The organism is Legionella septentrionalis, assembly GCF_003989745.1.
In the GTDB taxonomy this organism is placed as follows: Bacteria; Pseudomonadota; Gammaproteobacteria; order Legionellales; family Legionellaceae; genus Legionella_A; species Legionella_A septentrionalis.
On the sequence record NZ_RZGS01000065.1, the window covers coordinates 1 to 4157 of the forward strand.

Here is a 4157-nt window from a genome sequence, read left to right on the forward strand (position 1 = left end):
TTCAGTATTTTAACAATCTGTGTTTCTGTAAAACGCGATTTCTTCATCGATGTTCTCCTCATACATAGTTTACGACGGAGAACTCTAATCAGGAATACACCTATTTTACGGGATGGTTACATAATCAGAATATTCCTGAAATCACTTTAACCAATCCTTGTTCTAATGCAGGGCGTGCATCAGCAAACTTTAGGTTAACCTTATTTGCATTAGATATTACGCGGGTTCTATAGCGCTGATATTGGCTGTCACGTGATGACGTTTGTGACGTCACTGTACTGCTGCCGTTTTTCAAATGGGATTGAAGCTGTTCGTTGACTTTAACGCCCTTGCCTACTTTTTCGCTGATTTGGATATCCGTGATCATCGTGTAATTGACGTCTTTCATTAACGAGTCCGCAGCCAACCCGATAACACCACCAGCAAGACCGCCTGCGATCATCCCAGTGCCTGTGTGAGTGAAACTTCCCACAGCTGTTCCAGCAACAGCGCCAGCAATGGCTGAACCATAACCTCCACCTAATGCCGATTGACTTGCTGCAACACTCATTTTACCTACCTTTAGCACATTGGCTTGCAACAGGTAGTGCGCTGAATTTGGGTTATTAACCACCTTATAGCCATGCGAACCTAAGGTTGTTTTTAATTGCGGAGCAATGTCCACCTCTTCATCAGAAGTGTTTTTTACTGAAACATACACGGTTTTCTGAGCACTTGGGACTGGATCTAAAAAGATAGTTTCGCTTTGTTTGGTGCTGACTTGTAACGATCTGTGTTCTAGGGCAGTTTGAGTTGCAGCACAGCCAGTTAAAACCGCCACAGCACTGGCTAGAAAAGCTTTTGATAGTAATCTGTTTTTTGAGTTCATTTCCTTTTCTGTCCTTTTTTAAGTTAAAGAAATCCCGCACACCTTAAAAATGTTTTTTGTTTTTCAATTAGTTCATATTAAATTTGTTGGATGTTATCTATTAGATGATTGGCATATATTCAAATATCCTTGCGACGATGCATAAAAATTCACGCTTTAATAAGCCATTGGCTTTGGTCAGATCAAATTTTTCTGTACTGATAACCAAGCGTGTTTGGAAAGTTTTAAATTTACTTATTTGCCTAATGGAGTCTATTTTTTCTTCATTTACTATCCCAATCCATTCATTGATCTGAATATCTGAAATAAGGAAAGAAAATGAATTTTTGTCAGTTAAATCACCCAGTAATTTATAGCTATTTGTAATCAGTGGCGAACCATAACCATTCAATAATGCTTTTTGTAATTCTTCATGGGACATCACGCCCATCGTTTTTAACTGCACATTTAAAGTGTATTGTGCTTTATTAGGATTTTTAACAATGGTACATCCTTTATTTTTTAAGTTTCTTTTTAACTGTCGCTCAAACCTTATATGGTGATCAGATTCGTCTTTAATCATGACATAAAGACTCTTTGTGCTATCTTTTTTCAGATTCAAGAACAAATTATCAGAAAATTGATAGTGGATTTGAGAAACATTACTTTTTACAAATGGGAGGGGATAACTAGATGAACTTGAAAAATCCCTTATTTTTGTCGTTGTTGCTATCATTATTCCCTCCACAACATGTTACTCACTAGATATGTCTTCTGTAGGAATTACAAAATCAATCTCAGAAATAGAACGAAATCTTTTTAGATGATCATCTAACCGTAATTTAGCTTCTTGAACTTTTTTTCGATTAGAACGTTTTGCTGCTTCTGTTAATAGCTCATTTGATTCAGCTGATAACTGAAACGAGATATATACTTTTTTAAAATGATTATTAAATTCCAATTTTCATCCCCGTTAAGGTTCTTTCTCCATCAACAAAGAAATTAAACTATAAATCCCAACCAATATCAACCATATATGAAATATTCTAATTATTATTTCATATATGGTTGATATTGTGAGCCTTACTGTATTCGGAAAGGGTATAAAGATTTTTAAAATATCGTATAATGAAGAAGATAATGTTATCTCTTAATTTAATTGACCAACATTTAAACTAATTATGCTAATATAGAAAATGGGAACATCTAGTACTGATAATAAACATGAGCTCAAAGATATTCTCTCTTCATTAATGGAGGAATGTGATATTGATGATGCGCAATTGGCTAGAGAAACGGGCGTTCCAGCCTCTACTATTTCACGAATGAGATTAAACTCTAATGCAAATCCCACGGCATCTACCCTTAGACCTATATCAAAATTTTTTTCTATTTCAATAAGCCAATTATTGGGCGATGAACCTTTGCCTAAGGATAGATTGCCAGGCACTCATAATCCAACATATTATACATCAGCTAGAATGCCCGTTATTGAATGGGATTGGATTATGAATTGGGTTGATACACATGGCGAAAACATTAAAGAAAAATTACAAACATGGATTTCTACGGAAAAAGAAGTTGGCCCAAACTCGTTTGCACTTATAATACCAACAGATTCGTTTGGTCTTGCTTTTCGAAAAGGCTCAACCATTATCGTTGATCCTTCTCAATCACCTATAGATGGTGACCTGATCTTAGTAAAAAATGAAAACGATAAAATGATTTTATTAAAGCAATTTTTAATGGATGGACATGAAGCATATATGCGATCAGTGAACCCCGAAATAAAAAGTGTTGTGCCTCTGACAGAAAGTCATCAAATAATTGGTATTGTTATTGAAACACGTTTTTCTTTACAAGCAGTTGGGAAACCAGTATCGCAAAAAGAAGCAAAGTTACAATTTTCCTTTGCAAGATCAGCTCATCTTAAACCGACCTAGAGTGAAGCAATATGCCTATTAATGATTATTCCATTATTTCAAATCAGTACGCCTCATTAGATAATAGCGGAACTGCTTTTTTAGCTTTTAAGCAAATTCCTGACTTATTAAAGCGACATGCTATTGGAAATAAAACACTTGATTACGGGTGTGGTTCGGGCAGCTCTACATTATTCCTTAACGAAATTGGATTGGATGTTGAAGGCGTAGACATCAGTCAAGATATGTTGCAAGAAGCTAACCAATTAAATATCAAAATTCCCTTCAACTTAATTGAAAGCGCCAAACTCCCTCATGCGGATAATACATTTGATATTGTATTCTCGAGTTTTGTTTTATTCGAAATATCAAGTAAGCCTGAGTTGAGTCGCATTATTAATGAAATTTATCGAGTTTTAAAAAAAGGCGGTTTATTTATAGGCGTTACAGGTAGTGAAGAATTATACAACCATAAATGGTTATCATTAAATGTGGACTTTGAACAAAACAAGAACCTAAGTAGTGGTGACATCGCTAAGGTTTTATTAAAAGACGCAGAAATAATTGTATATGATTATTATTGGACAAATGAGGACTATCAAGAAATTATTAATACATCAAAGTTTTCATTACTAGAAACTTTGCTCCCACTTGGTGAAGAAACTGATGGCTATTATTGGGAAGATGAAAAACACTTCCCGCCATATGTAATCTATGTTCTATCAAAATGATCATTATTACCTGTATAATCAACATCCAATGAAAATGGTGTGAAGTTTGTATTAATATCAAAGACATCAACATGCTCGATGGATTTTAGTTTTTTGGCCATAAAGGTAATAAAGGGTATAGATAACCACTCAAAAATCAATCCGAGCAAATAACTCCTACTTGAAAATTGGACCATTTCATAGAAAGGTAAAACATGCCAATATGATACTGACAAAAATAAGAAATTATCAACCGTCATAGCAACAATTGATGCGCATATAATTCTAAGCCACAATTTATTACCATCATGAAATATCTTCAGTTTAGCGATTACATATGAATTCAGAAATTCTCCACTAAAATAGCTAATCATTGATGCCGTAATAATTCTAGGAATAGATCCAAGTATAAAAGCATACTCTTTCTGATGGCTCCAAAAGGGAGATGCGGGAGCTTTTATTGCTAATGTTATAAATAAAACAGCAATTAGATTGCATGCAATTGCCCCCCAAATTAGTTGCCTGGTTCTTTTGTATCCATAAACCTCTGTAATAATATTGTAACCCTCCCGTAAAATAGCACCATTTAAAACTAGAGTTTCTCCGGCATAATAGGCAAGAGGAGGAGAAACGATGAAACGCAGCCGATTTACAGAGCATCAGATATTAAATATTTTA

The 4157-nt window shown here is 34.7% G+C and carries 6 protein-coding genes; 2 read left to right on the forward strand and 4 right to left on the reverse strand.

Features of this window, described 5'->3' with window-relative positions:
- Positions 1 to 124: 124 nt before the first annotated feature.
- The 3 genes from ELY11_RS12070 to ELY11_RS12080 all read right to left on the reverse strand — a co-directional run bounded on the left by ELY11_RS12070 (position 125) and on the right by ELY11_RS12080 (position 1808).
- A complete protein-coding gene (locus tag ELY11_RS12070; protein ID WP_126954185.1) occupies positions 125 to 868 on the reverse strand; it encodes a complement resistance protein TraT in 744 nt (247 codons plus the stop codon).
- 100 nt (positions 869 to 968) lie between these two features.
- Complete coding sequence (traT, locus tag ELY11_RS12075; RefSeq protein ID WP_126954186.1) at positions 969 to 1583, reverse strand: complement resistance protein TraT; 615 nt, start codon at positions 1581 to 1583, stop codon at positions 969 to 971.
- A gap of 18 nt (positions 1584 to 1601) precedes the next feature.
- Positions 1602 to 1808, reverse strand: coding sequence for a TraY domain-containing protein (locus ELY11_RS12080; RefSeq protein ID WP_063230508.1), 207 nt, complete (start codon positions 1806 to 1808; stop codon positions 1602 to 1604).
- 235 nt (positions 1809 to 2043) lie between these two features.
- Here ELY11_RS12080 and ELY11_RS12085 point away from each other — a divergent pair, with 235 nt between their 5' ends.
- Entirely contained in the window at positions 2044 to 2790 is a 747-nt protein-coding gene (locus ELY11_RS12085; RefSeq protein WP_126954187.1) for a helix-turn-helix domain-containing protein, read from the forward strand.
- Positions 2791 to 2801: 11 nt separating this feature from the next.
- Positions 2802 to 3500, forward strand: a complete 699-nt coding sequence (locus ELY11_RS12090) for a class I SAM-dependent methyltransferase (protein ID WP_126954188.1) — start codon at positions 2802 to 2804, stop codon at positions 3498 to 3500.
- On the opposite strand, the gene ELY11_RS12850 is transcribed toward ELY11_RS12090, so the two are convergent.
- Positions 3482 to 4123, reverse strand: a complete 642-nt coding sequence (locus ELY11_RS12850) for a queuosine precursor transporter (protein ID WP_127033831.1) — start codon at positions 4121 to 4123, stop codon at positions 3482 to 3484. The genes ELY11_RS12090 and ELY11_RS12850 overlap by 19 nt on opposite strands.
- Positions 4124 to 4157: the final 34 nt, after the last annotated feature.